The sequence below is a fragment of the Modestobacter marinus genome, from assembly GCF_019799945.1.
GTDB classification, from domain to species: Bacteria; Actinomycetota; Actinomycetes; order Mycobacteriales; family Geodermatophilaceae; genus Modestobacter; species Modestobacter marinus_B.
Genome location: NZ_JABGCH010000029.1, coordinates 21,731 through 43,157, shown reverse-complemented (window position 1 = coordinate 43,157; position 21,427 = coordinate 21,731). Strand labels below are relative to the sequence as shown.

General features: G+C 74.9%; 20 protein-coding genes. 8 read left to right on the top strand and 12 right to left on the bottom strand.

The window, feature by feature from the left end; all coding sequences use genetic code 11:
* The first annotated feature begins 90 nt into the window (after positions 1-90).
* Together HK417_RS19830 and HK417_RS19825 are read left to right on the top strand one after the other, a co-directional pair.
* On the top strand, positions 91-2,892 hold the full coding sequence (locus HK417_RS19830) for an ATP-binding protein (protein WP_222270082.1): 2,802 nt from the start codon (positions 91-93) through the stop codon (positions 2,890-2,892).
* Positions 2,893-3,001: 109 nt separating this feature from the next.
* Positions 3,002-4,576, top strand: a complete 1,575-nt coding sequence (locus HK417_RS19825; RefSeq protein ID WP_222270080.1) for an FAD-dependent monooxygenase — start codon at positions 3,002-3,004, stop codon at positions 4,574-4,576.
* Positions 4,577-4,625: 49 nt separating this feature from the next.
* On the opposite strand, the gene HK417_RS19820 is transcribed toward HK417_RS19825, so the two are convergent.
* On the bottom strand, positions 4,626-5,975 hold the full coding sequence (locus tag HK417_RS19820; protein WP_222270077.1) for a cation:proton antiporter: 1,350 nt from the start codon (positions 5,973-5,975) through the stop codon (positions 4,626-4,628).
* A 293-nt stretch (positions 5,976-6,268) separates the two neighbouring features.
* Complete coding sequence (locus tag HK417_RS19815) at positions 6,269-6,913, bottom strand: histidine phosphatase family protein (protein ID WP_222270075.1); 645 nt, start codon at positions 6,911-6,913, stop codon at positions 6,269-6,271.
* On the opposite strand from HK417_RS19815, the gene sat reads away from it, so the two are divergent.
* Positions 6,848-8,896 (top strand): sulfate adenylyltransferase, encoded by a 2,049-nt coding sequence (sat, locus tag HK417_RS19810; RefSeq protein WP_308123717.1) that lies wholly within the window; start codon positions 6,848-6,850, stop codon positions 8,894-8,896. The genes HK417_RS19815 and sat overlap by 66 nt on opposite strands.
* Positions 8,897-8,941: 45 nt before the next feature.
* On the opposite strand, the gene HK417_RS19805 is transcribed toward sat, so the two are convergent.
* Complete coding sequence (locus tag HK417_RS19805; RefSeq protein WP_222270049.1) at positions 8,942-9,835, bottom strand: sulfotransferase family protein; 894 nt, start codon at positions 9,833-9,835, stop codon at positions 8,942-8,944.
* 267 nt (positions 9,836-10,102) lie between these two features.
* Between HK417_RS19805 and HK417_RS19800 the strand changes: the two genes are divergently transcribed.
* Positions 10,103-10,498: a hypothetical protein gene (locus HK417_RS19800; RefSeq protein ID WP_222270047.1), complete on the top strand. Its 396-nt coding sequence runs from the start codon at positions 10,103-10,105 to the stop codon at positions 10,496-10,498.
* Between the two features lie 15 nt (positions 10,499-10,513).
* Here the strand turns inward: HK417_RS19800 and HK417_RS19795 are convergent, their stop codons facing one another.
* The 5 genes from HK417_RS19795 to ggh form a co-directional block, all read right to left on the bottom strand.
* The gene (locus HK417_RS19795) at positions 10,514-11,230 is read right to left on the bottom strand and encodes a Clp protease N-terminal domain-containing protein (RefSeq protein WP_222270045.1); all 717 of its coding nucleotides are present in this window, start codon (positions 11,228-11,230) and stop codon (positions 10,514-10,516) included.
* Between the two features lie 166 nt (positions 11,231-11,396).
* Complete coding sequence (locus HK417_RS19790; protein WP_222270043.1) at positions 11,397-12,071, bottom strand: fasciclin domain-containing protein; 675 nt, start codon at positions 12,069-12,071, stop codon at positions 11,397-11,399.
* A gap of 149 nt (positions 12,072-12,220) precedes the next feature.
* On the bottom strand, positions 12,221-13,882 hold the full coding sequence (locus HK417_RS26605; RefSeq protein WP_222270041.1) for a molybdopterin-dependent oxidoreductase: 1,662 nt from the start codon (positions 13,880-13,882) through the stop codon (positions 12,221-12,223).
* Between the two features lie 91 nt (positions 13,883-13,973).
* A complete protein-coding gene (locus tag HK417_RS19780) occupies positions 13,974-14,426 on the bottom strand; it encodes a DUF6869 domain-containing protein (RefSeq protein WP_222270032.1) in 453 nt (150 codons plus the stop codon).
* A gap of 68 nt (positions 14,427-14,494) precedes the next feature.
* Positions 14,495-16,015: a glucosylglycerate hydrolase gene (gene ggh / locus HK417_RS19775; RefSeq protein ID WP_261327364.1), complete on the bottom strand. Its 1,521-nt coding sequence runs from the start codon at positions 16,013-16,015 to the stop codon at positions 14,495-14,497.
* 123 nt (positions 16,016-16,138) lie between these two features.
* Here ggh and HK417_RS19770 point away from each other — a divergent pair, with 123 nt between their 5' ends.
* Positions 16,139-16,693: a DinB family protein gene (locus HK417_RS19770; RefSeq protein WP_222270030.1), complete on the top strand. Its 555-nt coding sequence runs from the start codon at positions 16,139-16,141 to the stop codon at positions 16,691-16,693.
* 12 nt (positions 16,694-16,705) lie between these two features.
* Here the strand turns inward: HK417_RS19770 and HK417_RS19765 are convergent, their stop codons facing one another.
* The 3 genes from HK417_RS19765 to HK417_RS19755 form a co-directional block, all read right to left on the bottom strand.
* Entirely contained in the window at positions 16,706-17,731 is a 1,026-nt protein-coding gene (locus HK417_RS19765) for a potassium channel family protein (protein WP_222270028.1), read from the bottom strand.
* 68 nt (positions 17,732-17,799) lie between these two features.
* Positions 17,800-18,315 carry a MarR family winged helix-turn-helix transcriptional regulator gene (locus HK417_RS19760; RefSeq protein ID WP_222270002.1) on the bottom strand — a complete coding sequence of 172 codons (516 nt, stop codon included), beginning with the start codon at positions 18,313-18,315 and terminating at the stop codon, positions 17,800-17,802.
* A 54-nt stretch (positions 18,316-18,369) separates the two neighbouring features.
* Complete coding sequence (locus HK417_RS19755; RefSeq protein ID WP_222269999.1) at positions 18,370-18,540, bottom strand: hypothetical protein; 171 nt, start codon at positions 18,538-18,540, stop codon at positions 18,370-18,372.
* A gap of 95 nt (positions 18,541-18,635) precedes the next feature.
* On the opposite strand from HK417_RS19755, the gene HK417_RS19750 reads away from it, so the two are divergent.
* Positions 18,636-19,754, top strand: coding sequence for a glycerophosphodiester phosphodiesterase (locus HK417_RS19750; RefSeq protein ID WP_308123716.1), 1,119 nt, complete (start codon positions 18,636-18,638; stop codon positions 19,752-19,754).
* Between the two features lie 16 nt (positions 19,755-19,770).
* Here the strand turns inward: HK417_RS19750 and HK417_RS19745 are convergent, their stop codons facing one another.
* Entirely contained in the window at positions 19,771-20,283 is a 513-nt protein-coding gene (locus tag HK417_RS19745) for a MarR family winged helix-turn-helix transcriptional regulator (RefSeq protein WP_222269990.1), read from the bottom strand.
* Between the two features lie 88 nt (positions 20,284-20,371).
* On the opposite strand from HK417_RS19745, the gene HK417_RS19740 reads away from it, so the two are divergent.
* Together HK417_RS19740 and HK417_RS19735 are read left to right on the top strand one after the other, a co-directional pair.
* Positions 20,372-20,929: a YceI family protein gene (locus tag HK417_RS19740; RefSeq protein WP_261327362.1), complete on the top strand. Its 558-nt coding sequence runs from the start codon at positions 20,372-20,374 to the stop codon at positions 20,927-20,929.
* A 120-nt stretch (positions 20,930-21,049) separates the two neighbouring features.
* A complete protein-coding gene (locus HK417_RS19735; protein WP_222269980.1) occupies positions 21,050-21,394 on the top strand; it encodes a hypothetical protein in 345 nt (114 codons plus the stop codon).
* Positions 21,395-21,427: the final 33 nt, after the last annotated feature.

Genomic DNA, 21,427 nt, shown 5'->3' with positions numbered 1-21,427 from the left:
GGCAACCTCCTCGGTTGCGCCACGCCGCCGGCACCAACCGGCGGGTCGAGGAGCGGTGACACGGTGCGCCCGGGGCGGTAGGACGTGGGGGTGGACGCGGCGCCACTGATCGGCCGGGCCGAGGCCATGGCCGTCGTGCGGTCCGCCGTCACGCGTGCCGGCGCGGGGCGCGGCGGGGTCCTGCTGGTCGTCGGTGAGGCCGGGGTCGGGAAGTCCCGGCTGCTCACCGAGGCGGCGCGGCTGGCTCGGGAGGACCGGGTGGAGGTTCTGTGCGGCCGGGCCACGGAGTCCGGCGGCGCCTACCGGCCGCTGATCGAGGCCCTCCTGCGCGGCGGAGCCGACGACCTGGACCCGGCGACCGTGCCCGCGCCGTACGGCGCCGCCCTCGGCCGCCTGCTGCCCGGCTGGGCGACGGGTGGCGCGACCGCGACCGAACCCAGCGTCGACCCGGTGCTCGTGCTGGGCGAGGCAGTCGTCCGGGTGCTGGACGCGCTGGTCGGTGGGCCGTGCCTGATCGTGCTCGAGGACCTGCACTGGGCCGACGCGGACACGCTGGCGATGCTCGAGTACCTCGCCGAGCGGCTGCGCGACCGGCCCGTGCTCGTGGCGGCGTCCGCGCGCGACGACGAGCCGGGGTCCGCGGCGGTGGACCGGCTGACCGGCAGCCCCGGTGTGCACACGGTGACCCTCGCCCGGCTGAGCGCGGCGGAGCTCGCGGCCCTCGCCGCTCAGCGGGCGACCGACCGGCTGCGGGGCGACCAGCTCGCCGCCCTCGTCACCCGGGCCGACGGGCTACCGCTGCTGGCCGAGGAGCTCGTCGACGAGGCCGTGCGGACGGCCGGCCTCCCGCCGCCGTCCGGATCACCGGCGCCGTCGGTCCCCCGGACGATGACCGCCCTGGTCCGGCGCCGGCTCGGCCGCCTCGATCCCGTGGCGCACAGGTGCCTGCGGGCGGCCGCGGTGGCCGGCACGGAGCCCGACTGGGAGCTGCTGCCGACCGTGGTCGGCCGGCCGGAGGACGTCGTGCTGGACGCCGCCCGTGCCGCCGCCGACGCCCACCTGCTGCACGAGGACGCCGGCCGGCTGCGCTGGCGCCACGCGCTGATGCGCGAGGCCGTCCTCGCCGGCCTGCTCCCACCCGAACGGGCGTCGCTGGCGAGACGGGCCGCCGAGGCCCTGCTGGCCCGCGGCCGGGCCGAGGACGTCACCCGCGCCGCCGAGCTCCTCGCCCAGGGCGACGACCGGGACCGGGCCGCGACGATCTTCCTGAGGCTGGCGCGACAGGACCGGGCGACCGGCGCGCTGCGGCGGGCCGAGCAGCTGCTCGACCAGGCGGCCCGGACGGGCGCCGTCCCGGCCGAGGTGGCGATCGAACGGGTCGCCGTGCTGACCGCCGTCGGCCGCATCGGCGACGCCCTGGACGCCGGGGTCGAAGCACTGCCGTCGGCGACGGGCGAGCTGCACGCCGAGCTGTGCCTGCGGCTGGCCCGCACGGCCGTGGCCGCTCGGCGGTGGCGGGACGCCGAGGCCTACGTCGACCGGGCCGGCCGCCCGGACGACCCACGCTCGCTGCTGCTGGCCGCCGACGCCGCGTTCGGCGCCGGCGACGTCGAGCGCGCCGGCCCGCTGGCCGCCGCCGCGGTGACGCGGGCGGAACGGTGCGGCGGCCCGGCCGTCCTGTGCGAGGCGCTGGACGTCGCCGGCCGGGTGGCCCGGCTGCACAGCCCACCGGCGGCCCGGGCCGCGTTCTCCCGCGCCGTGCAGGTGGCCGAGGAGCACCGGCTCGTTCCGCAGCTGGTCACCGCCCTGCTGGGGCTGGGGACGGTCGAGCTGCTGGAGGGGGAGGTCTCCGCGGCGTTGCCCCGGGCCAGGGAGCTGGCCGCGGCGGCGGGGCTGCTCGGCCTCGCCAGCGCCGCCGACGTCATCCTGCTCGACTCGATCGTCGTCGAGCAGGGCCCGCGGGCCGTGGAGGCATCGGCCCGGCTGCTCCTCGACCGGGGGACGCGGCTGCACATGCCGGAGGTGCAGGCGGCCAGCGCGTTCGGCGTCGCCCTCGCCCGGGCCGCGTCGGGGGACCCGGCCGGCATGGAGGCGGCGCTGGCGCGGCTCCCGCTGTCCGCGGCCTGGCCGGATGCGGACCCGCTGGTGGCCGGCGTCCGCGCGCTCCCCCTGCTGCTGGCGCACGACCTCGCCGCGGCCAACGCGGTGCTGGACGCGGGCCTCACCCGGCTGGTCGGGCACCGGGTGGCCGCGCCGCTGCACCAGTTCGGGCTCTGGGCGCTGCTGCGGACGGCGGTCGACGACCGGGGCGCGGCTGCCCGGGACGTGCTCCGTGAGCTGCCGGCGGTGCTGCGGCCGGCCAACCGTGGGGCGCTGCGCTACGCCGACGCCATCGCCGCCGGGCGCCGCGGCCGTCCCGACGAGGCCCTGGCGCTGTTCGCACTCGGCGAGGCCGACCTCGCCGGCGTGCCCTGGCTGCACCGGCTGCTGCGCCTGCTGGTCCTCGAGGCCGCGGTCACCGACGGCTGGGGAGATCCCGTGCCGCTGCTGCGCCGCGACCTCGGCGAGCACGAGCGGGCCGGTGAGCACCAGCTGGCCCGCACCTGCCGGGACCTGCTCAAGCGGGCCGGCGCCCCGACCCGGCGCGGCCGCGGCACCTCACCCGTGCCCGGTGCCCTCCGCGCCGCCGGGGTCACCAGCCGCGAGATGGACGTCCTCACCCTGGTGTCCTCGGGGTTGACCAACGCCGAGATCGCTGCCCGGCTGTACCTGTCGCCCCGCACGGTCGAGACCCACGTGGCGAGCCTGCTGGCCAAGCTCGGCGCGGCCGACCGCGGTCAGCTCCGCAGCCGGGTGGCGGCGCTGACCCCGCAGCGGGGGTCGCTGCCCTGACTCCGTACTCGGGTCGCTCGCTAACTCCGTAGTCGGTACGGATCCGCCCGCGCGTCGTCCCGGCGACCGTGGAGCGGACACGACCGAACCCGACCGGAGAGAGCCCCCGATGATCCATGACCACCAGACCTACGACGTCCTGGTCGTCGGTGCCGGCCCCGCCGGCCTCACCACCGCCGCCGGTCTCGCCCGCGCCGGGATCCGGGTCCTGGTCGTCGAGAAGCACGCGGGCACGTCGATCTTCCCGAAGGCGTCCGGAGTCCGGCCGCGGACCATGGAGATCCTCCGGTCCTGGGGCCTGGAGCAGCGCGTTCTCGCGGCTGGTCAGGACGTCCGGCTGGAGCTGGGGATCTCCCCCGTACTGGCCGCTCCCGTGGTGGCGGTGGAGTCCCTCGGCGCTCCCGCCGCGCAGTACGTCGCCACGATGAGCCCGACGTCGTTCGCCTTCGTCCCCCAGGACGACTTCGAGCCCGTGCTGCTCGAGCACGTGACCGACCGTGGCGGGGAGGTGCGCTTCCGGACCGAGCTGACGGGCTTCACGATGGACGACGACGGCGTGCGGGCGAGGTTGCGCCCCCGGTCCGGCTCTGCAGCGGAGTACGAGGTCCACGCCCGGTACCTGGTCGGCGCGGACGGTCCGCGCAGCAGCGTGCGCCGGGCACTGGGCATCGAGATGGAGCACCTGGGCTCGGAGGGGTGGCAACTGACGGCGCTGTTCGCCGCCGACCTCGACGGCGTCGTCCCCGATCCGCCGTTCGCGCTGTCCTGGGTGACGGCGCCGGGTGCGGAGGGGCTCTTCGTGGCCTCCGGCCGGCACCGCTGGGGGTACGGCTGGGATACGGCGGGCGACGACGTCGTCATGCCGACGTCCGAGCAGGTGGCCGAGCGCATCCGCGCCTCCGCCGGCCTCCCGGACCTCGACCTGGAGGTCCAGGGCACCTTCGCGTGGGCGTTCGCCGCCGAGAACGCCGCGCGCTTCCGCCGCGGTCCGGTGTTCCTGGTCGGGGACGCGGCGACCCGGACGACGCCGCGGCGGGCCACCGGCATGAACACCGGCATCGCCGCCGCGCACAACCTGTCCTGGAAGCTCGCCTGGGTGCTGCACGGCTGGGCCGACGAGGCGCTGCTCGACACCTACGAGGAGGAGCGACGCCCGGTGGGGCTGGCGAACGCGCTGCGGTCGCTGCAGCTGCGCGAGGGTCCGCACGAGGCGTCGGGTCTCGAGGACTTCGGCGTCACCTACGCGTCGGCGGCCATCGCGCCCACCGAGCACGCCGATCCACCGGCGACCATCGGTGAGCGTGCCGCGCCCGGTCGGCGCGCGCCGCACGCCTGGCTGGACGTGACCGGTCGCCGGATGTCCACGCTCGACCTCTTCGACGGCCGGCTGACGCTGCTCACCGGCCGTGAGGGCGGCGACTGGTGCGCAGCCGCCCAGCACCTGGCGGCCGGTGGACCGCCGCTCGCGGTGCTCCGGTTGGGGCTGGACCTGCCCGATCCGGACGGCTCCCTGGCCCTCCGGTACGGCGTCGGAGCGCGCGGCGCGGTCCTGGTGCGTCCCGACGGGTTCGTGGCCTGGCAGACCTCGTCGGCCGCCGGCGACCGGGCGGGTCTGCTCGGGTCCGCGGTGGACCTGGCCACCGTGCGCTCGGCCGCGGTCGACGTCGCCCGGCTGTCGGCCTGAGTCCGGCCGGTCAGCGGCATCCGGACCACTGGAGCCGGCTCGCGGCTGGCTACAGCTGTGCGGGGCCGACCGTCCCGGACGGGGAGTCGAGCGTGAGCTTGCGCGGTTCCACCCGGCCCTCGCTGGCGAGCAGTGGCCATCCCCTCCGCAGCACGAAGTCCAGCCAGACGCCGCAGGCCTGGGAGGTGAGGACGGCAGTGACGACCAGGGTGGTGAAGAACGGCGCGCTGATGATGCCGGCGTCGAAGGCCACGCTGGCCAGGACGATGCCGGGTCCGCCGCGGGCATTGCAGGTCATCGCCAGGTTGACGATGTCGAGGCCGCGGAAGCCGGCCAGCCGGGCGGCGAGCCCGATCGACAGCAGCACGACCACCGACGAGCCGAGCAGGAACGCGATCAGCATCAGCGGGGAGAAGCCCTCGACGAAGTCGAGCCGGTACCCCACGACGGCGAAGTAGATCGGGATGAACACCGCCGCGGACACGTGCGTGATCGAGTCCAGGGGAGCCCGGAAGCGCTGGCGCTCGGTGCCCTTCATGCCGCCGACGATCCCGAAGCCGGCGAGGAAGGCGGCGAAGGCCAGGGTGACGTCCAGGGCCGCAGCCACGCTCACGTAGCCCAGGAACACCACGATGATCCAGGCGATCGGCGACTCGGTGGCGAGCAGGTTCCACCGGGCGCGACTCGGCCGGCGCAGCACTCGGGGAGCCACGGTCATGGCGAGCAGCACGAACAGGATGTTCGTGACCACGTGCACGGACACCGTCGCGGCCAGGACGCCACCGCCGGAGGCGACGGTGGCCGAGGCGATCGCGGTGGCGAGTGAGAGCACCGCCCACAGCGCGATGTCCTCCAGCACGGCCGCGCCGAGCATCAGGCTGGCGAACCGGGTGTGCAGGATGCCCAGGTCGAAGAAGATCTTGGTGATGACCGGGATGGAGGTCACCGCTGCCGCGATGGCGAAGACGAGGACCACGGCCGGTTTGCTGCCGGCCGGGCCCATGAACGCCTCCAGGGGGAGGAACGGGGTCAGCCCGAGGGCGAGGAAGAACGGCAGGGGTGTGCCCAGGCCGAGGATCCACGCGGTGGGCCTGCGGTTGTCCTTGCCCAGGACGTTCCGGACGCTGGCGCCGGAGACGAACATCAGCAGCAGCAGGCCCAGGTTGTACAGGAACTCGAGGACCACGGTCGGGGTGTCCTGGTCGCCGGCACCGAAGACCTGCGCGGCGACGCCGGGGGCCAGCAGGCCCAGCAGCGACGGGCCGAGCAGCACTCCGGCGAGGATCTCGCCGACCACCTTCGGCTGCCGCAGCCGGGCGGCGAGGTGGCCGAGCAGATTGGCGCCGCCCACCAGCAGCAGCAGCGCCAGGGTGAGCGATCCCAGGGTCTCCGTCGACATGTGCTCTCCCTTGCGCCACACGACAGCGTGCCGACCTGGTGGGACCCCGACCCACGGGCCGGGACGGACGAGCGGGAGCCGGAGCCGGCACACCCGCCGGTCGACGTAGCGGCAGTCGTCCACGTGTCGGACGAGCGAGACCGACGGCCGCACCGACGGCACGCGGTCAGGGCGGCCGCCGGTGGACCGACGTGTCGCTGGGTCGGCGGCTCAGGGCGCGCCCCGCCCGGACGTCCCACGGCGAGCCGGGACGTCCGGCGCGACGGGGCTGCGCCCACCGGTCACGTGCGGCGTCAATCGACGTCGTCGCCGTCCGGCAGGTCGGCCAGCGAGATCTGACCGTCCGTGACCTCGAACCGGGTGAGCGACCCGCGCCCGACCGGGATGCGCCATTCCTCGCCCTCCAGGCCGGTCAGCCAGGCGACGACGAGACGGATCATGACCGCGTGGCTCACCGCGGCCACCGTCTCGCCGGCGTGCCGGCTGCCGATCAGCTCGAGTGCCCCCACCATGCGCGACTGAGCGTCGCTGAGCCGTTCACCCATGGGGCAGGCCGCGCGGCTCGGTGAGGTGCGGTAGAGGTCGAAGGCGACCGGGTCGTACATGGCGGCCTCGACGGAGGTCAGCCCCTCCCACGCGCCGTAGTCGACGTTGTTCAGGCCGTGCAGGATCCGCAGGTCCGGAACCCGCGCCTCGTCCGCGATGATCTGCGCGGTCGCTATCGTGCGACGCAGCGGTCCGCAGTACACCGCGGTGAGTCCCGCCCCGGACAGCTGACGGGCGGCGTCGACGGCGTCCTGGTACCCCTGGGCGTCGAGAGGCACGTCGCGGCGACCGCGATAGCGGTTCTCGATGTTCAGGGTCGTCGTCCCGTGGCGGACCACGAAGACCTGGCAGGTACGCGTCGACGGTGGTGCCACCAGGCGCCGTTCCGCCACGTCCGATGGTGTTCTGTCCACGGCTTCCCCCATGGTGCGTGGCGGGCCTCGGGGACTCCTCGGCACGTGTGTGCTCCCCGGCGTCCGCTTTCCGCGAAGAACCTAGGCGGAGCGGGCATCGATTCGGGCGGACCAGTTCCTTCCCCCCGTGCGGCCCGGGGTTGTCGCGGCCGTGCCTCACGGCATGCATGCACTCGTGGTCGGTGGGTGAGCGAGGAGACCTCCGGGTCGGGTCCGGGCGGTCCGACCGTGTGCCCGATCGACGGCGGACCCGGCACGAGGGGCTTGACCTCTCGCCCGGGAGGCGGCCGAATAGTCCTCGTGGTCTCGCTGCCGCACGGGGGTGCCCTCGTGGACCTCCGCGTCGAGGACGGCCGCGCCGCGGAACTGGCGGAGGCAGCACGCCGGTTGCCCGTCTGGGAGCTGTCGCGGCGGCAACGGTGCGACCTGGAGTTGCTGGCCACCGGCGGGTTCTCGCCGCTGCGCACCTTCCTGGACCAGGCGGACTACGAGTCGGCCTGTGCGGCGATGCGCCTGTCGACCGGCGAGCTGTGGCCCGTCCCGGTGACCTTGGACCTGCCGGAGCAGGTGGTGGCAGCGGCCTCCGCGGCCGGCGGTGTGCTGCTCCGCGCACGCGGGGTGGACGTTGCGGTGCTGTGGCTGGAGGCGGCGTGGCGACCGGACCGGCGGGCGGAGGCCGCCGCCGTTCTCGGCACCACGGACACGGCGCACCCCGGTGTCCAGGACCTGCTCCACGAGAGCCATCCGTGGTACGTGAGCGGTCCGCTCGAGGTGCTGCGGCTTCCCCCTCACCACGGGTTCCGCACCGTCCGCCACACGCCGGGTGAGCTCCGGTCCCTCATGGCCGGACACGGATGGGACAGGGTCGTCGCCTTCCAGACCCGGAACCCCATGCACCGGGCCCACCAGGAGCTCACCGTCCGTGCCGCGCGGGACCTCGACGCGAACCTCCTCCTGCACCCCGTCGTCGGAGTCACCAAGCCGGGGGACGTGGATCCCCACATCCGCGTGCGTTGCTACCGCGCGCTGCTGCCCACCTACCCACCGGGTCGGGTACTGCTGTCACTGCTGCCCCTGGCCATGCGGATGGCCGGCCCGCGCGAGGCCCTCTGGCACGCCATCGTGCGGAAGAACCACGGTGCGACCCACTTCATCGTGGGCCGGGACCACGCAGGCCCGGGCGAGGACTCGGCGGGCCGGCCGTTCTACGAGCCCTACGCGGCCCAGGCACTCGTGGGCATGCACGCGAGGGAGCTCGGCATCGGGGTCGTCCCGTTCCGGCAGATGGTCTACGTGGAGGAACTCCAGGGGTACGTCCCCGAAGACGACGTCCAGCCGGGCCAGCACTGTCTGCGGATCTCCGGAACGGAACAACGTCGCCGGCTCGCGCACGGGGAGGAGCTGCCTGCGTGGTTCACGCCTCCCGAGGTCGCCGCCGAACTCCGCCGCGCCTTCCCCCCTCGCTCCGAACGCGGAGTGTGCGTGCTCCTGCCCGACGCGCTGCCCGATCCGCGGCGGGACCAGGCGGCGGCGGTCATCGCGGCACGACTGCGCGAGGCCGGACGCACCGTCACCCTGCTCAGCCGCTCGCTCCTGGCCGAGGGGGAGGCGCCGTCCCACCTGGTCGTCCACCTCATCGGCGAGGTGATGCGCAACGGAGGGGCCGTCGTGTGCCCCGGCGGGGTCGTCCACGGCCTGGCCCACGCCGCGGAGCGGCTGGCGGAGAGGGGTCTCGTCGTCGACGTCGGCATCGCCGGGGAGGAGCCCCGCCTCACCGACGCCCCATCGGCGACGGAGTCCTCGTGCACCCGGCTGCTTGTCCCTGTCGGGGCTGCTCCCGAACTCGTGGGGGACGTCGTGGTCGACCACGTGAGGACGTCGGCGTACCTGGAACCCGCCGTCCCCGCTGCGCTGCGAGCCATCCGGGACGGCGAGCCGGGCGCACCCCGCGACGACGGGTGACGAGGGCTGGGGCTCCCATCGGGCTCCGGCGTCCGGGCGGGCGTCTCAGGCGATGCCCCACCCGTCGAAGGTGGGTCCCAGGTGCCCCCGCAGTCGGCGCACGTCCTCCTCGAGTTCGGCGACCAGGCGCTCGCGGACGTCGTCGGAGATGTCCACCCGCGGAGGTCGCTGGGCAGGCCCGCTGCTCCGGCCGGTGACCCGCCGCATCACACTGATCGTGTTGTTCTCCACCTCCTTGAACCGCCGTGTCACCGGGAACCGGCGTTTGAGGGGCTTCCGGATGAACAGCGGGATCGGCGAGCGGGCGGCGCGGTCCTTCGTCAGGTAGAAGTCCCGGTCCAGCTCGGGGGGCATGACGTCGGGGTCGACGCCGATGAACCCGTAGACCCGCCGCATCGTGGCCTCGCGCGCCGAGCGGAGGTCCTCGGACGTGATCACCAGGAGCTGGTCGCGGGGGAAGTGTTCGAGGTACTGCTCGATCTGCAGCGCATAGCGGCTGTAGTCGAGGTAGATGTGGTTGCTGAAGACCGCGTCGGCGAAGGGCAGTCTCTCGCTGCGCTCCGCCAGTCTGGTCTGGTAGTGGGACCGGATCCTCTCGATGGGATCGCGGATGACGTAGAGGAGCCGGACGTCGGGGAGGTGCGCGGCGATGCGCTCGGGCACACCGCGGTACCGGGGGTACTTGGTGTACGCGTTCGAGGCCTCGCCGATGGCGAGCACATCGGGACCGGTGACCGGGAACTGCCTTCGGTACCAGTCGATGCCTCGGCGCCAGTTGGCCTCCTCGACGAAGAACTCGGGCGCCTTGTACACGGGGGTGGCGACCTGCGGATGCCCGCCGAGATAGTGGAAGAGGCTGGTGGTACCGCCCTTCATCGCTCCGACGAGCAGGAACGTCGGCAGGCGCCGTCCACCGCTCTCGCCAGGACCAGATCCCACCTGCGACCCCCGCTCGACCGTCACTGTGCAACCCGTAGCCGTCATCCGCTGTGCCTGTGACGCCGGGGGCCGTGGCGGGCCGATACAACCGCAGAAGTCGGCGGAGCGGAAGGTGCGTCGGCCACGAACCGGTGGAGCAGACCACGACCATGGTCGCTCGTGCGCCGAGCGGGTCCCCGTCGCCGACCGGCGGACGGGACCGGCCGGACGGCGGCCCGCGGACGTACCGTGGGTACCCGCGCCTGTCGAGTCCTCCGTGGAGGCGACATGACTGCCTCACTCGTCCACCTCGGGCTGATCGTCGGTGGCGTGGTCGCGGCCGTGGGCGGGATGGGCTGGCTGGCCCGCCTCGTCTTCGGGTCCGCGCGGCTGCCGGGGCGGGGCCGGCGACCGGTGGAGCCGGCGCCCCCGCCGCACCGGCCGATCGAGGTCGTCGCCGCGGACCTGCGCCGGCTCGCCCGGCAGCTGGACCGCGTGCCCGCCGGTGTGCCGATGGCCCGGCGCCGTGGCCTGCAGGCCGCCTACGACGACGTCCTGGTCGAGGCGGCCCTGCTCCTCGCGGTGCCGCACACCCTGACCGGCCGGCCGGACGGGCGGGCTCGTAACGTGGAGCGGCTGCGGCTGCGGGCGGCCGTCTCCGACGCCGGGCTGGTGTGCGACTGAGTCCTCGGACGCGCCTCAGGACCGGCCGGCTGCCCGCCCGACGACGTCGGCCTCCACCGCGGCCGCGTCGACGCCGAGAGCGGCGAGCACCCCGGTCCCGTCCTCGACGGCCAGGACCGCGAGCAGCAGGTGCTCGCTGCCGATCGACTCGGCGCCGAGGCGCTGGGCCTCCGCGAAGGTGCGATCGAGCGCGTCACGGGCATGGGCGTCGAACGGGATGAGGGTGGGCACGGTCGCCGCGGCGGGCGGCAGCGTGGCCGATGCCGTGTGGACGACGTCGTCCAGCGAGGCGCCCTGCGCGGTGACAGCGCGCGCGGCCGCGCTGCCCGGGTCGGCGACCAGCGCGAGCACCAGGTGGTTGACGGTGATGGTGTCGTTGCCCGCGGCGCGGGCCTTCTCCTGCGCCGTCACCACGGCGGCCCGCGCCTCGTCGGTGAAACGGCTGAACCCCTGGCTCGGGTCCAGCGGAGCGACGCCGGACTCGCCCCGGGCGACGAAGCGCTTCTGCGCCGCCTGCTTCGTCACCCCCATGCTCCGACCGATCTCCGACCAGGAAGCCCCTGCCCGGCGGGCCTGGTCGACGAAGTGGCCGATGAGGGAGTCGGCGACCTCGCCGAGGTGCTCCGCGAGCACGACGGCGTCGGTGAGCCGGTCGAGGGGTTCGGCGTGCGCGCCGGCGATCGCGCCGATGAGGTCGTCGAGGCGGACCGTAGGACCGGGGGAGGGCGTCATGTCGTCAACCGTAAGTTGACGACATGGCGTCCGTCAACCGGTCGTTGACGTACCGGGCATCGGGTTCGCGGCTGAGGACGTCGTCGCGGCCGGCTCGAACCCACAGGTCACGGGACGACCGTCGCGGAGGGCCCGGCAGGTCGGCCGGGCCCTCCACGACCGGTGGTCAGGCGGCCGGCGGCGCGAGGACCTGGTCGACGATGTAGACGGTCGCGTTGGCGGTCTGCACGTCGCCGCAGATCACGCCGGCGTCCATCTGGCCCAGGACGGTGCCGGCGGCCGGGACGGCGAAGTCCTCCCCGGAGCCCTCGATCGTCACCTGGTCCCCGTTGAGGGTGGTGTGCGTGCCGGCCAGCTCGTCGGGGGCGAGCCGGCCCTCGATGACGTGGTGGGTCAGCACCGCGGTCAGCTGCGCCTGGTCCGCCAGCAGGGCGTTCAGCGAGTCGGCCGGGACCGCCTCGAAGGCCGCGTTGGCCGGGGCCAGCACGGTGATGTCGGTGGCGGAGTTCAGCGAGTCGCCGAGCCCGGCGGCCTGGACGGCGGACACCAGGGTGGACAGCGCCGGGTTGTTGCTCGCCGCGGTGGCCACCGGGTCGTCGGTCATGCCGGCAAAGCTGCCCTCGCCGTCGGCCGGCACGGCCGCGCAGCCGGCACCGAACGGCTCGTCCGAGGCGGGCATCGCGCTGCTCCCGGCCGCCGACGACGGGGCCGCGCTCGTGCCGCTCATGTCCGCGGCGGCGCTCGCGTCGGAAGTGTCGTCGGAGCCGCAGGCGGTCAGGCCGAGGGCGAGGACGGCCGCGGTGCCGAGGAGGGTGCCGCGGGTCAGCAGGGTGCTCTTCACGGGATGGTGCTCCTGTCCTGTCGGGGGCGACGGCCGGATCCGGCGTCGCGGTCAGGTGGTGGACCGGCCGCAGGGTGCGACCGGGGACGTCCCCGGCGGGTGCCGGGCACGGGTCTGGGGGGAGGGGTCCGGCGCGGAGCCGGAAAGCGTCAGGCGGCGGTCACCTGGATCGAGTGCCAGCCACTGGCGCCGTCGGGGAAGGGGTCGGCCCGCCGGTCGGTCTGCACCTCGCCGTCGGCCCCCGTGGCGCGGACGGTGAGGGTGTGCGGGCCGGGCGCGAACTCGTAGGGGAGCACCCACTGTCGCCAGACGTCGGCGTCCACCGCGGGGGAGAGGTCGGCGTCGGCCCAGTCCTTGTCGTCCACTCGGACCTCCACCCGGGCGATGCCGCGGGTCTGCGCCCAGGCGACGCCGGCGATGGCCCGCCGCCCGGCCGGGAAGCGGCGCAGGGCGGCCGGGGTGTCGATCCGTGAAGCGATCTTGATCGGCGCCTCGGCGGCCCAGTCCCGCTCGACCCAGTACGCGTCGAAGGCGTCGAAGGTGGTGGCCTCGATGCGGGTCAGCCACTTGCACGCCGACACGTAGCCGTACAGGCCGGGGATCAGCATGCGCACCGGGAACCCGTGCTCGACCGGCAGGGGCTCGCCGTTCATGCCGATCGCGAGCATCGCGTCCTCGGCCTCCAGCGCCGCCCGGGTCGGGGCGCCGATCGTCATCCCGTCCACCGAGCGGCAGACCAGCTGGGAGCTGCCGCTCCGCACGCCGTTCTCGCGCAGGAAGGCGCCCAGCGGCACCCCGAGCCAGCGGGCGGTGCCGGCCAGCCCGCCGCCGACCTCGTTGGAGACGCAGGTGAGGGTGATGTCCCGCTCGATCAGGTCCGTGCGCCCGAACAGGTCGGCGAGCGTGTAGGTGCCGGGGGAGTCGAACATGCCGGTGGTCTCCAGCCGGTGGTCGGCCGGCCGCACCAGCGGCGCGACGATCGCGGTGTCCACCCGGTAGAAGTCGCGGTTGGCCGTGAACAGCGGGGTCAGTCCCGCGACGCCGGCAGCCAGGTCGGCACCGGCGGGCACGGCCGGGGCGGGGGACGCCGGGCGCGGCAGGGTCAGGGCCGCCCGGGCCTCGGCGACGTCGAACCGCCGGCGCAGCAGCCGGCCGCCGTACCCGCCGGCCGCGGCCACCCCGACCGCGACCCCGCTGGCGAGGAAGAAGCGGCGCCGGTCCAGCGCGCCGCCCTTGCGGTCGCCCGCGGCCAGCACCTCCCGCAGCCGGTCGGCGGCCACCCCGTCGCGCGGACCGGCCTCGGGGCGCCCTCCGGACGGCGCCGGCGCGGCGACCGGGCGGGTCAGCGGCCGGAGGAGCAGGAGGAGCACGGTGATCCCGGCGGCGGCGCCGGCCACCGCGGGCAGCGCGTCCAGGGCCCTCCCGGCGGGCCGCAGGACGGCGGCGAGGACGCCGAGCAGGCCGAACGCCCCGATGCCGGCGACGCCGAGCCGGGCGCTGCGCAGCGAGCCCAGGCCCAGCAGCAGCGCGGCGAGCGCCACGAGCACGAGGGTGCCCACGACCAGGGCCACCTTGTCCTGCTCGCCGAAGGTGGCGATGGCGAACGCCTTCACCGGCTCGGGGGTCAGCGTGATCACGACGTCGCCGACCGCGACGACCGGGGACGACGACGGTCCGACCAGGCCGGCGACCAGCTCGGCCACCCCGAGGGCCACCGCGGCCGACACCAGGCCGGCCAGGGCGCCCAGCGGCCGGCGGCCGTCGTGGCGCGCCGGCAGCCGGCGGCCGGGCAGCTCCTCCGTAATGGTCACGGGAGGTGTTCGCGCCCAACCGCCGCAGCGGTTCACCCCACCGGCGGATCGGGTGCGTCAGGCTCCCGGCAGGAGCTCCGCCCGGTGCGGCTCAGGCGTCGGCGACCGCCGGGCTGAGCCGGGACCGGCCGGCGCGCGGGTGCGGCCCGGGAACGGCCGGGACCCGCCGGCACGGCTCGGGCACGATCCGCTGCAGCACCGCGGGCAGCCGGTCCCAGACCGCCGCCTCGAGCCAGACGCCGCCCAGCGCCTCCACCCACCGCGGGTCGGCGCTGCACCGATCGGCGAACGCCGCGGCGTAGGCGTCGGTGTGGTGGGCGAGCAGGTCCTCCAGCGGGCCGGCCGCCAGGTGCGCCCGGTACTCGGCGTCGCCGTCCGGGTCGCGCACCATCGCGTCGAGCACCTCGACCGGCAGGTCGCCGTCCCGGACGGCGTCCTCCACCCGCTCGAGGGCCCACCGGTGCCCGCCGGCCTCGCCGTCCCCGCGGGAGAGCTCATGGTGCCGGCGGTAGGCCGGGACTGCATCCGCCCACGTCAGGTCCATGGGCGCACACCCTGCCGCATGGACGGCGATCTCGGGGAGTCCGGCCCGTGCCCCGGGGACCGCCGCGGTCAGCGGGGACGGGCCGGTGGCCCGCCCGCCGTGCCCGGGCCCGGTGCCGGGCGGCGTCCGGCGGGGGTGCCGGACTGCGTCGTCGGCTGGCCGGCCGGGCGCTGCGCCGGGGTGATCCGCGGCAGCTCGCTGGTTAGCCAGCGGACCGGACGGCGCTGCGCCGGCCGGCGGGCCGCCAGGAAGTCCAGCGCGATCGCCGCCGTCCACGACTGGTCGCGGCTGCCCAGCGTCTCGCCGGTCATCGGCTCGTAGTACTCGGCGAAGTCGCAGTCGATGAGCTGGGACAGCCCGGCCAGCCGGAGCTGGTTGGCCGCCTCCTGCTCGCCGGACCGGTTGAGCGCCCAGGCCATCAGCCAGTTGAGCACCGGCCACTGCGGCCCGCGCCAGTAGGTGCGCGGCCGGAAGGCCGGGGAGGCGGGGGAGACCGACGGCACCACCGGCCACCGCAGCCGGGAGTGCCCGCACCAGCGGGGGCCGAGCAGCAGGTCCCGCTGCCGCCGGGTGAGCGCCTCGTCGCCGCCGCACAGCAGGGGAGCGAAGCCCGCGGCGCTCTCCACGTCCAGCCACTTCCCGGTGCGCAGGTCCAGGTCGCGGGCCAGCCCGGTGCCCGGGTCGACCGAGCGCAGCACCCCGGTGCGGAAGCGGCGGGCGATCGACCGGGACCGCTCGACCCCGCCGGCGGCCCCGCCGCCGATGCCGAGGTCCTCGCCCATGTCGGCGAGCAGGTCGCTGGCCGCGGCGAGCAGGGCCGAGATCAGCACGTCGCCCACGACGAAGTCGCCGGTGGCCCGGTACACGGCGTCGTCGTAACGGCTGCGCACCTTCTGCTCGAGCAGCCACAGGTAGCGGGCGTACTCGGCGTCGGTGGGCCGCTGCGAGGGGTCCGTCACGTGGGCGAGGTCCGCGCGCACGAACGGGGGCATGTCCGGCTGCGGGTGCACGTTGGCGTACGGCTCGTCCCAGCGCGGTGAGTCGTCCATGCCGGACTCCCAGCCGTGGTGGATCTCGACCAGGCCGTAGGTGTAGGGATCGCGCGCGGTGGCGAGGTACTCGTGCCAGGCCAGCCACTGGTCGAAGGTCTCGACGACGAACTGCTCGGCGAGCTCCTGGTCGGCGCCGCCGCGCCGCCGGGCGTCGTGCAGGATCCGGGACAGCGCGATCACGTGGATCGGCGGCTGGCAGATGCCGGAGGTGAGCACGTCGGCCGGGCGGGCCGCGGCCACCTGCGTGCGCCAGCGCTCCGGGCCGGGGAAGTAGTCGCTGGGCTGGTGGAACAGGATGTGCGGGATCATCCCGCTGGCCCACTGCCCGGTCAGCAGCGTGCGCAGCTCGCCCAGGGCCCGGGGCACGGAGACGGTTGCGATGCCGAGCGCGACGAAGCCGGCGTCCCAGCTCCACATGTGCGGGTACAGGGTCGGCGAGGCGACGGTGAACGCCCCGCGGTCGTTGGCCTTGAGCACGTAGCCGGCCCGGCCGGACATCAGCCCGATCTCCACGGCGCTGGGCTGGGACACGGTCATCCGAGGTCTGCTCCTCTTCCCGGCGTCGTCCGACTCCGTCGAGTCTTCGGGGCGGAGGCGACGGTCGGCAACCCCGGAGCCGGCACGTCGCCGTCCCCACCCCGGGCCGGGCAGGCTGGCCCGATGACGACGACCGAGGTGACCACCGACGACCACGGCCGGCCGGAACCGCCGCTGGCGGCCGACGAGACCGGCACCCTGCTCGGCTTCCTCGACTTCCAGCGGGCGACGCTGGCCTGGAAGTGCGCGGGCCTGGACGCGGCCGGCTTCCGGGTCGCCGTCGGCGTCTCCGAGGTGACCCTGGGCGGCCTGCTGAAGCACATGGCGCTGGTCGAGGACGACTGGTTCTCCCGCTGGCTGCACGGGCGGGACAGGCAGCCGCCGTTCGACACCGCCGACTGGGCCGCCGACCCCGACTGGGAGTGGCACTCGGCCGCCGAGGACTCCCCGGAGGAGCTGCGTGCCCTGTGGGCGACCGCGGTGGCCCGCTCCCGGGCCGCGGTCGCCGCGGTGCTCGCCGACGGCGGCCTGGACCACCGGCCTCCCCGGGCGGCCTGGCCCGACGGCGGGACGCCGAGTTTGCGCTGGCTGCTCGTCCACATGATCGAGGAGTACGCGCGGCACAACGGCCACGCCGACCTGATCCGGGAGGCGGTGGACGGCGCGACCGGCGAGTAGCCGGCCGACCGGTCAGTGGCCGTCCGGTCCGCGGTGGGCCTTGACGACGACGAGCACGTCCTCGCTCTCCAGGGTGCCGATCAGCGGGTCGTCGAAGCGCAGGTTCCGCCCGCCGCGGGTGACCGACAGGACGACGTCGCGCAGCTGCCGCGGGCCCAGCCCGACCTCGGACTGGGTGACCGTGCGCTGCACGAGGTCCAGCCCGCGCCCGGCGGTCAGCAGGTCCTCGACCGCGGCGACCACGCGCGGCTGGTCGGTCGACAGGCCGAGCAGCCGGCCGGAGGTGGCGGCGGTGGTGATGACCATGTCGGCCCCGGACTGCCGCAGCAGGCTGGCGTTCTCCTCCTCGCGGACGCTCGCCGTGATCGGCACCGTGGGGTTGATCTGGCGCACGGTGAGCGTGATCAGCACCGAGGCGTCGTCCCGGTGGGCCGCCACGATCACCGCGCGGGCCTTCTCCACCGAGGTGCGGCGCAGCACCTCGGTGCGCCCGGCGTCCCCGACGATCCCGGTCAGCCCGGCCGCGGTCGCCTCGTCGACGGCCCGCGGGTCGGTGTCGACGACGACGATGTGCTCGGCGTCCGTCCCGGTGGTCAGCAGGGCGCGGATGGCGCTGCGCCCCTTGGTGCCGTACCCGCACACGACGACGTGCTGGCGCAATCGAGACCTCCACCGTCGGACCCGGAACTCCTCCCGCGAGCGCTCGGTGAGCGCCTCCAGGGTCGTTCCGATGAGCACGATCAGGAACATGATCCGCAGGGGCGTGATCACGAAGATGTTGATGAGCCGGGCGCCCGGGGTCAGTGGCGTGATGTCGCCGTACCCGGTCGTGGAGAGCGTGACGGTCGAGTAGTAGACGGCGTCCAGGAAGGTGATGCCGATCTCGTCGCCGTCCCGGTAGGCGTCCCGGTCCAGCCAGACGATGAGCACGGTGAACGCGAGCACGACCGCCGCGATCACGACCCGCCGCCACACCTGCCGGGCCGGTGAGGCCTCGATGTGGGGCAGCCGGACGCCGGCGTGGTCCTCGGTCAGCACGCCCGCCCCCCGCTGGTCACCGGCGCGACGATAGCGACTGCGCAGGGTGCCCGCCCGAACACGACGCGTCACAGCGATTCCCCGAGGACCGGCAGCTCGTCGTCCGACCGGGTGGCCACCGTGGCGAGCACCCGCTGGAGCAGGGCCTGCAGGGTGACCGCCTCGGCCTCGCTGAGCCCGAGCGCGGCCGGCCGCCCGAGCTCCGCGAGCACCGGCCCGGCGCCCAGCAGGGCCCGCCGGCCGGGATCGGTCAGCCGCACGTCGATCCGCTGACCCCGCCGCACGTCCTGCCGCCGGTCCACCCAGCCGGTGTCGGCGAGGCTACGCAGCAGCGCGCTCATGCTCTGCGGGGTCAGCTCGAGGCGCCGGGCCAGCTCGGCGGAGGTGAGCGCCTGGTCGCGGGCCAGGTGCACCAGCACGAAGAACGTGTGCGGCCGCAGCCCCACCCGCGCCAGCTGCCGGGCGAACAGGGCGTTCACCGCGGCACCGGTCCGGGCCAGCGCGCAGGTGGGCAGACCCACGGGATCCCGGGCCACCCAGGGGGGCGGGACGGGCGCTGCGCCGTCGTCCAGTGCCCCCTGCATGGGGCACACCGTAGGTCGTGCCGGGAGCGTGCCGCTCGGGACGGGCCGCGGAGGTCAGGCAGTGAGGTCCCGCTGCCGGTAGGCGGCGGTCCCCAGGGCGATCGGCGCGGCCGCCACCAGGCCCATCGCGATCAGCGGGACGGCGTCCAGGGCCGCGCCCCGCACCGCCGAGCCGAGCACTTCGGGTAGGTGTCCATGGCTGCGCTGGGTGACCGACGCGCGCACCGCGGCGACGTCCCGGTGCCGGATCGGGGCGGGAGCTGTGCGATCGGCGGGCGGGCCGGCGGCGAGGGTCGCCGTCCGGGTCCCGGGGGGTCCCCGTGCGCACCGTCCACCGGCTGCCCGCTGCGGCCGTCGCCGTCCTCGTCGTCCTGCTCGCCATGCTGGTGCCGCCGAGCGCGCCGGCCAGGGGTGTCCCCGGCCCACAGGGTGCGGAGCTGCTGGTCATCGGGCACCGCGGCGCCGCCGGCCACCGCCCCGAGCACACCCTTGCGTCCTACGAGCTCGCCGCCCGGATGGGCGCGGACTCCATCGAGTGCGACGTGGTGAGCACCTCCGACGGCGTCCTGGTGTGCCGCCACGAGAACGAGATCGCCGGCACCACCGACGTCGCCGACCACCCGGAGTTCGCCGACCGGCGGACGACGAGGACCGTGGACGGCGTCGAGCTCTCCGGCTGGTTCACCGAGGACTTCACCCTGGCCGAGCTGCGGACCCTGCGCGCGGTCGAGCGGCTGCCCGACCTGCGACAGGAGAACACCCTCTACGACGAGCTCTTCGCCGTCCCCACGCTCGACGAGTACCTCGAGCTCCGCGAGGACCTCAGCGAGGAGCTGGACCGCGAGGTCGGCGCCTACGTCGAGACCAAGCACCCGACGTACTTCGACTCCCTCGGGCTCTCGCTGGAGGAGCCGCTGGTGGCCGGGCTGCGGAAGGCGGACCTGGACGACGAGGGCGACCCGGTGTTCCTCCAGTCCTTCGAGACCGCGAACCTGCGCGAGCTGGACGACGAGGTCGACGTGCCGCTGGTCCAGCTGCTGTCGGCGACCGGCGCCCCGGCCGACCTGGTCGCCGCCGGGGACCCGCGCACGTACGCCGACCTGTCCACCGCCGCCGGGCTGGCGGACGTCGCGGAGTACGCCAACGGCATCGGCCCGGCCAAGGAGCAGGTGATCCCGCTGACCGCGGACGGCACGCCGGGGCAGCCGACGTCCCTCGTCGCCGACGCGCACGCGGCCGGGCTGCTGGTGCACCCGTACACGTTCCGCAACGAGAACGACTTCCTGCCGGCCGAGCTGGACCGCGGCACCGACCCGGCCGCCTACGGCGACGCCATCGAGGAGCAGTTGCGCTTCTGGGCGGCGGGGGCCGACGGGCTGTTCACCGACCAGCCGGACACCGGCGTGCTGACCCGCGACCTGTTCCTCGCCGCCGGCTGACCGGTCGCGGGAGGCGTCAGCGCTCGGCGAGGTGGCGGAGCACGGTCTCGCCGATGTCCCGCATCGCGGCGACCTGGGCGGGGGAGAGCTGGTCGAACAGGTGCGACCGGACACCCTCGACGTGCACCGGAGCCGCCGCCTCCAGGGCGGCGAACCCCTCGTCGGTGAGGACGGCGAGCTGCCCCCGGCCGTCCTCGGCGCAGACCTGCCGGCGCACCCAGCCGCGCTCCTCCAGGCGCGAGACGGCGTGGGACAGCCGGCTGCGGGAGGACAGGCAGCGCTCGGCGAGCTCGCTCATCCGCAGCTGCCGGTCCGCGGCCTCGGACAGCTGCACGAGGATCTCGTAGTAGGCGTGCGAGATGCCGGTCTCCCGGGTCAGCTCGCGGTCCAGCCGGTCCTCCAGGAGCATCCAGCTGTACATGTAGGCGCGCCAGGCGCGCTGCTCCTCTGCGTCCAGCCACCGGGTGGGCGCCGCCGCGGCCGGGTCGAGGGCCGTCGTCCGTGTGGGGGACGACACGTCGCTGCTCATGCCGAGAGAGTACTGGCGGAATACTCAAGCTCTCAACTACGCTACGACCCAGCGAGACAGTAAAACGCTCAACCACTTGGAGCTCATCATGGCCAGCATCACCCAGATCCCCGGCTACGTCGTCGGCACGTGGGACATCGACGCCACCCACTCGACCGTCGGCTTCTCCGTCCGCCACATGATGGTCAGCAAGGTCCGCGGCTACTTCCGCGAGTTCTCCGGCGAGATCGTCACCGCCGAGGACCCGTCGCAGTCCTCGGTCACCGCGACCGTCGACATGGACTCGATCGACACCCGCCAGGAGCAGCGGGACGCGCACATCAAGTCCGCCGACTTCTTCGACACCGGCAACCACACCGTGATGAGCTTCCGGTCGACCGGTGTCCGCAACCACGGCGAGGACTGGGTCGTCGAGGGTGACCTGACCATCAAGGGCATCACCAAGCCGGTCACCCTGGCCCTCGAGCTGAACGGCTTCGGGCCGGACGCCTACGGCGGCACCCGCGCCGGCTTCTCCGGCAGGACCTCGATCTCCCGCAAGGAGTTCGGCGTGGACATCGACATGCCGATGGACGGCGGCGGCGTCGTCGTCGGCGACAAGATCGACGTCGAGCTCGAGATCGAGGCCGTGCTCCGCACCGTCTGACGAAGGACCCCGTCCTCCTCAGGAGGGCCGGGCAGTACCCGTACAGCAAGCGGGCCCTGGCGCGCGGCGCCGGGGCCCTGCTGCGTCCCGGGCGGCGCGGGCGGAGGGACACTGGGGGACATGTCGAACCCCACCCTCGCCCGCGCGCGCACCCGGTTCCCCTCCGCCGTCCTCGCCGCGGTCGGCCTGGCCGTCGGCTTCGGCGTCGCGCAGGGCACCGGCGTCCGCGCGCTGGGCGGGCTGGTGCTCGCCGCCTGCGGCGCGGGTGCCGGGTGGCTCTGGTACCAGCGCCGCGGCCTGGCCGTCGCGGTCGGCCTGGCGGTCGCGTACCTGGCGCTGTTCGCCCTCGCCCACGTGCTCGCGCTGGGGCTGGGCTGGCCGGCGTGGCTGGCGGTGGGACTGGTCGCCGCGGCCGCCGCGGCGCTGTCCTGGGTGGTCGCGGACCGGCCGACGTCCTCCACCTGAGTGCGGGACCGGTCACAGCCGGTCGGAGCAGAC